The 6,508-nt window shown below is 62.7% G+C and carries 3 protein-coding genes; 1 reads left to right on the top strand and 2 read right to left on the bottom strand.

Translation table 11 applies throughout. The features are described from left to right. Nucleotides 1-190: 190 nt before the first annotated feature. On the bottom strand, nucleotides 191-1,681 hold the full coding sequence (gene putP, locus BVH06_RS13445) for a sodium/proline symporter PutP (RefSeq protein ID WP_075932091.1): 1,491 nt from the start codon (nucleotides 1,679-1,681) through the stop codon (nucleotides 191-193). Nucleotides 1,682-1,950: 269 nt separating this feature from the next. After that, a complete protein-coding gene (putA, locus tag BVH06_RS13440; RefSeq protein ID WP_075934378.1) occupies nucleotides 1,951-5,127 on the bottom strand; it encodes a bifunctional proline dehydrogenase/L-glutamate gamma-semialdehyde dehydrogenase PutA in 3,177 nt (1,058 codons plus the stop codon). A 455-nt stretch (nucleotides 5,128-5,582) separates the two neighbouring features. On the opposite strand from putA, the gene BVH06_RS13435 reads away from it, so the two are divergent. After that, nucleotides 5,583-6,494: a pyridoxal-phosphate dependent enzyme gene (locus tag BVH06_RS13435; protein WP_075934377.1), complete on the top strand. Its 912-nt coding sequence runs from the start codon at nucleotides 5,583-5,585 to the stop codon at nucleotides 6,492-6,494. Nucleotides 6,495-6,508: the final 14 nt, after the last annotated feature.

The raw sequence follows: 6,508 nt of genomic DNA, 5'->3' as shown, positions 1-6,508 counted from the left end.
AAGTGCTGAGGTCGGAGAAGTTGAAGAGATCGCCGAGGTCGAGCAGTTGCTGCTGAATGGGCATAAAAAATCCGATACCAGGAGGCTGGTATCGGATTTTCTAGAAACCCCGGCTTGGACTCAAATGCTTAAGTGAACAGCATTACGGACAGTGTCCGGGCCTTCGTTCGACGAAACTACGCAGGCGCGATCAGATGTGCGCGTCCTGGTATTCCTTCTCGGCTTCGTCGAAGCGCTTGACCATCGCTGGCGAGGCCGGGCGACCGATCTTGCTGAACACGACGATAGCCAGGGTGGCGAGGATGAAGCCCGGGATGATCTCGTACAGACCCAGACCGATGAACTCCTTCCAGATGACCACGGTGAACGCACCGACCACCATGCCGGCCAGGGCGCCGTTACGGGTCATGCCCTTCCAGACCAGCGACAGGATCACCACCGGGCCGAAGGCCGCGCCGAAACCAGCCCAGGCGTAGGACACCAGGCCCAGCACCTTGCTTTCCGGGTTGTAGGCAATGGCGATGGCGACGATGGCGATCAGCAGCACCATCAGGCGGCCGACCCAGACCAGTTCTGTCTGGCTGGCGCCTTTGCGCAGGAAGGCCTTGTAGAAGTCTTCGGTCAGGGCGCTGGAGCACACCAGCAGCTGGCAGCTCAGGGTGCTCATTACCGCCGCCAGGATGCCCGACAACACGATACCGGCGATCCATGGGTTGAAGAGGATCTTGGTCAGTTCGATGAACACGCGTTCGCCGTTCTCACTGACCGGGCCAGCCAGGTCGGGGTTATTGGCGAAGTAGGCGATGCCGAAGAAGCCGGCCGCCACGGCACCTGCCAGGCACAGGATCATCCAGATCATGCCGATACGGCGCGCCGCCGGAATCGACTTGACCGAATCGGCCGCCATGAAGCGCACCAGGATGTGCGGCTGGCCGAAATAGCCCAGGCCCCAGCCCAGCAGCGACACGATGGCGATGAAGGACAGGCCGCGGAACATGTCGAAGTTGGCCGGATTGGCCTGCTCGATGGTGGTCATCGCCGCATCGAAGTCGCCCAGGGCAAGAATCACGAACACCGGGGTGATCAGCAGCGCGAAGATCATCATGGTGGCCTGCACGGTGTCGGTCCAGCTCACCGCCAGGAAGCCGCCTACGAACACGTAGAGAATGGTGGCCGCTGCGCCAACCCACAGTGCGGACTCGTAGCTCATGCCAAAGGTGGATTCGAACAGGCGCGCACCGGCTACCACGCCCGAGGCGCAGTAGATGGTGAAGAACACCAGAATGACCAGCGCCGAGAAGATACGCAGCACCTTGCTGTTGTCTTCGAAACGGTGGGTGAAATAGTCCGGCAGGGTCAGGGCGTTGTTGTTGTGCTCGGTGTGCACGCGCAAACGACCGGCGACGAACAGCCAGTTCAGCCAGGCACCGATGATCAGGCCGATGGCAATCCAGCTTTCCGAGATACCGGCGATGAAGATGGCGCCCGGCAGGCCCATCAGCAGCCAGCCGCTCATGTCCGAGGCACCGGCGGACAGCGCCGTCACGAAGCTACCGAGGCTACGACCGCCGAGGATGTAGTCGGAGAAGTTCTTGGTCGCACGGTAGGCAACGAATCCGATCAGCACCATGGCCAGGATGTAGACCACGAAGGTGACCAGCATGGGAGTACTTGCAGTCATTGGGGAAAGCCCCTCTCGTTTGTTTTTATTCAAACCGGGGATTAGCCGGTCCAGTTGGCACATCACGACCAGGCTCTGTACGAAAAGTACCTGCGCTCGGAGACTTTTCGGACAGACCCTAAGGTCGTGCTCCAGGTACGCCACTCTCATGGCGGCGTTACCGATTCAGGGCGTTAGCCCCAATAGGGCACCTCTGAAAACTCAGTGGTTTTTCGAGGCTTCCAATAGCAAAACGGGCAGAAATCTCATCGATTCCCACCCGTTGTCTGTTACTCGTCGCCCAGCGACAGCAATGAGGCGTTTCCGCCCACCGCCGTGGTGTTCACCGAGGTGGTGCGCTCGTTGACGAAGCGCAACAAGTAGCTCGGGCCGCCGGCCTTCGGGCCGGTGCCGGACAGGCCGCAACCGCCGAACGGCTGCACGCCGACCACCGCACCGATCTGGTTGCGGTTCACGTACAGGTTGCCGACACGCGCCAGGGCTTCGATGCGGGCGGCAGTTTCCTCGTTTCGGCTGTGAATGCCAAGGGTCAATCCGTAACCGGTGGCGTTGATGGCTGCCACGACCTTCTCCAGATCGCCAGCGTCGTAGCGCACCACGTGCAGCACCGGGCCGAACTGTTCTTTCTTCAGTTCGTGAATGCCGCCGATCTCGAAGGCCACCGGCGCGACGAAATAACCGTTCAGGTCGCCTGCCACCGCAGCCTCGGCGATCAGCTTACCCTTACCTTTCAGCTGGTCGATATGCACCAGCAGGCCTTCGCGGGCCTCGGCATCGATCACCGGGCCGATGTCGTTCTCACGCAGGTGGGTCGGGCCGATCTTCAGTTCGGCCATGGCGCCCTTGAGCAGGTCGATCACGCGGTCGGCGATATCGCGCTGCACGTACAGCACGCGCAGGGCCGAGCAACGCTGGCCGGCGCTGGTGAAGGCCGAGCCGACGGCATCCTTGACCACCTGCTCGGGCAGTGCGGTGGAGTCGACGATCATCGCGTTCTGGCCGCCGGTCTCGGCGATCAGGGTGGCGATCATGCCGTCCTTCTCGGCCAACTGGCGGTTGATGATCCGCGCCGTGTCGGTGGAGCCGGTGAAGCACACGCCGGCCACGCGCGGGTCGCGGCAGAACACGCCGCCCAGGGTGGCGCCGTCGCCCGGCAGGAAGGCGATCACGTCTTTCGGCAGGCCGGCTTCGAACATCAGTTCCAGGGCACGGGCAGCGATCAGGCTGGTCTGCTCGGCCGGCTTGGCCAGCACCACGTTGCCGGCCACCAGGGCAGCAGTGATCTGACCGAGGTAGATGGCCAGCGGGAAGTTCCAAGGGCTCACGCAAACGAAAATGCCGCGGCCTTCATGGAACAGCTCGTTGCGCTCGCCGGTCGGGCCCTTGAGTTCTTCGCGACCCAGTTTCAGGCGCGCCTGCTGGGCGTAGTAACGGCAGAAGTCGACTGCCTCGCGCACCTCGTCGATGCCGTCCTGCATCGACTTGCCGGCTTCCACGGTGCACAGCGCCATCAACTCGGCACGGTGTTTTTCCAGCAGGTCGGCCAGGCGCTCGAGCACGCTGGCACGGGCGTCGATGGTGGTGGCATTCCAGTTCGGCCAGGCAGCGCTCAGGCCATCCAGCGCCTGGGCGGCCTGGGCGGCGGTGGCGAACTGGGCGGTGCCGACCACCTTGTTCAGATCATACGGGCAGCGAACCTCCTGAGCGGTGCCGCTCAGGGTCTGGCCATTGATCACCGGCGCCGCCTGCCACTGGCGATCCAACTGCGGACGGTAGGCGTTTTCGAGTTCGGTCAGCGATGTCTGGATGTTCATGTTGATGCCTTGGGAGTTTTTCCGTGTGGCCCCGTACAGCGCAGGCGGCAGCGGGATTTTGTTATTGGCGAGGCTGGCGAACTTGCGCAGCTGGGTGACCGGGTGATCGATCAGCGACTCGACCGGTACGCTCGGGTCGACCAACTGGTGCACGAACGACGAGTTGGCACCGTTCTCCAGCAGGCGTCGCACCAGATACGGCAGCAGATCCTTGTGGGCGCCGACAGGGGCGTAGATGCGTACGGTCTTGCGGTGCTTCTCCAGCACCGTGTCGTACAGCGCGTCGCCCATGCCGTGTAGGCGCTGGAACTCGAACTCGCGCGGCGACGCCTGCTCGGCGGCCATGGCCAGGATGCAACTGACGGTATGGGCGTTGTGGCTGGCGAACTGCGGGTAGATGACGCCGCGAGTGAAATCGCTGAGCAGATAGCGCGCGCAGGCCAGATACGAGGTGTCGGTGCCCTCCTTGCGGGTGAACACCGGGTAGCCGTCGAGGCCCCACACCTGGCACTGCTTGATCTCGCTGTCCCAGTAGGCGCCCTTGACCAGACGCAACGGCATTTTCTCGCCCAACTCGCGGCCCAGCAGGGTCAGCCACACCAGCACCGGCAGGCAGCGCTTGGAGTACGCCTGGATCACCAGGCCGAACTCGCCCCAGCCGGCGATGGCCGGATCGCGCAGCAGCTTTTCGTAAAGCTCCAGGGACAGTTCGAGGCGATCCGCCTCTTCGGCGTCCACCGAGATGCCGACGTTAAGCTTGCGCGCGCGGATGGCCAGCTCGCGCACGTTGGCGAACAGCTCGCTGAGCACGCGCTCGCGCTGGGCCGTTTCATAACGCGGGTGTAGCGCAGAGAGCTTGATCGAGATCGACGGCTTCGGGCCTGGGCCGACCTGGGGCTCGGCGCCGACGGTGTCGATGGCCTTGCGGTAGTCGGCCATGTATTTCTCGGCGTCTTCGGCGGTCAGGGCCGCTTCGCCAAGCATGTCGAAAGAATAGGTGTAGCCCTTTTCGCGTTCCGGGCGACCGTTCTTCAGCGCCTCGCTGATGGTGCGACCGAGCACGAACTGCTTGCCCATCAGCTTCATGGCCTGGTTCATCGCCGCGCGAATCACCGGCTCGCCGGAACGCTGGATGAGGCGGCCGAGCACCTTCTTCGGGCGCCCGTCGGCAGCGTGCGGATCGACCACCTTGCCGGTCATCACCAGGCCCCAGGCCGCGAAGTTGACCAGCACGTTGTCGCTCTTGCCTAGGTGCCGCTCCCACTCGGCGGCGCTGAGCTTGTCGCGAATCAGCGCATCGGCGGTGCTGGCATCCGGCACGCGCAACAGCGCCTCGGCCAGGCACATCAGCATCAGGCCTTCCTGGGTATCCAGGCTGTACTGGCGCAGCAGGGCATCGAGGGTGTCGACCGCATTGTCGCGGCCGCGCACGTCCTGAATCAGGCTACGCGCCTGCTGACGGATGCCCTCGATACCGGCGGCACCGGGATCGGCGAGCTTGAGCAGCTCCTCCAGGTACGCGGTTTCGTCGACGTTGTAGTTTGCACTGATGGCGGGAAAGAAATCGGCGGCTCTGGCGGCGGATATCTGCGCGACAAACTCCGGCTGCAAGACCTGGCTGGCTTTGAACATCACGCCCATCCTCTTGTAGGGATTATCTATGGGGTACCCCTGCTTTGGGTCTAGCCCAGATACGAGGATCTGGCGATCACAGGCTTGCAGAAGCGGATGGCGGAATTTAGAGGCAGATCGGTTACGGCTTCTTGCGGAAAGCTCTGGAGTTTTTGCAGAAAACTCCGAATAGCCCGTCAGCCCAAGGCTGACGGAGCGACACGGCTGTTTGCGGAAGAGATGAGAAGTGACGCCAGGACTCTCGTGGCCGCTGTCGAAGTGAACCTGCCCAGCTTATCCCTCTGCGGATGAGCAAGTATTCTTGTCGCCACTTCCTGTCGACGCGTTATCGTGTCGGCCTTGAAAAATCCTGGAAAAGCGCAGGCCCGCGCTCGACGAACGAGGCGAGAATCCAGCTGTAAGTATCACATCCGCAGGCCATGAACCGAGTTAAGCCATTACACGGAGTTGAAAGCATGTCGCTGAGCATCAAGACCCCTCTTCTGGAATCGCTGCGCCTGAGTAACCGTGTCGGTACCAAGGTGTGGATGAAGATGGAGGCCATGCAACCAGGCGGGTCCTTCAAGATTCGCGGCGTTGGCTTCGCCTGTGAGCAACACCACGCAAGGGGTGCCGAGCGCTTCATTTCGTCCTCGGGCGGCAATGCCGGGCTCGCCGTCGCCTATGCCGGGCGTCGCCTGGGTGTACCGGTTATCGTGGTCGTTCCGCAGACGAGTTCGGAGCGCGCACGAACCCTGCTCAAGCTGGAAGGGGCTGAAGTGATCGTTCACGGCGAGTCCTGGTTCGAGGCCAACGAGCTTGCGCGTTCCTTGCAGACGGCAGCTGACGCCTTTATCCATCCCTTCGACGATCCGCTTCTGTGGACCGGTCATGCATCGATGATCGATGAGGTCGTCGCCGACAGCCTACGCCCGGATGCCGTTGTGCTCTCTGTCGGCGGTGGCGGCCTCCTGGCCGGCGTCGATGAAGGCTTGCGTCGCAATGGCCTCGTCAATGTGCCGATCTATGCGGTCGAGACACAGGGAACCGCATCGCTGCAGGCCTCCATCAGCGCAGGCCAGCTCGTGGAGATCCCGGCGGTTTCCGGGGTCGCGACCTCCCTTGCAGCGCGTCAGGTTTGCCGAAGAGCCTTCGAAGTGTCAGAAGAGCGGCCCGTGATACCTGTTCAGGTCTCGGATCGAGAGGCCGTGGAGGCTTGCCTGGCCTACCTGAACGATCACCGCACCCTGGTCGAGCCAGCCTGTGGCGCAGCCCTGGCAGTGCTGTATGGAAGCAAGACTTCCCTGGCTGAGTTGAACAACGTACTGGTCATCGTATGCGGTGGCTCCACCGCGACCATCGAGTCGCTGCTCACCTTGCGAGGCTGATGCCCGACTTATAG

This window comes from Pseudomonas sp. PA27(2017) (assembly GCF_001945445.1).
Classification (GTDB): domain Bacteria; phylum Pseudomonadota; class Gammaproteobacteria; order Pseudomonadales; family Pseudomonadaceae; genus Aquipseudomonas.
The sequence above is the reverse complement of the archived record's forward strand: the minus strand, read 5'-3'. Positions and strand labels throughout refer to the sequence as shown.